Genomic DNA, 287 nt, shown 5'->3' on the forward strand with positions numbered 1-287 from the left:
GTAGGAATTACAGGCCCTATTGAAGAAACGCCAGATGAAGAGATCAAAAGAGCATTTGACACCAATTATTTTGGGCCCATTAATGTAATTAAAGCCGTGCTTCCCGGAATGCGTAAAAACAAAGGCGGACTCATCATCAATATTACCTCCATTGCCGGTTATATGGGACTCCCTTACCGCGGAATTTATTCGGCATCTAAAGGAGCTCTGGAGTTAACTACGGAAGCTTTTCGAATGGAATTGAAGCAATTCAATATTAAAATGACCAATGTTGCACCGGGAGATTT

General features: G+C 41.5%; 1 protein-coding gene. It reads left to right on the top strand.

Annotated features, from left to right (window positions below; all coding sequences use genetic code 11):
* A partial coding sequence (locus HC175_RS23275; protein ID WP_168140112.1) for an SDR family NAD(P)-dependent oxidoreductase occupies positions 1-287 on the top strand: 287 nt, incomplete at both ends.

Source organism: Salinimicrobium oceani (assembly GCF_012037645.1).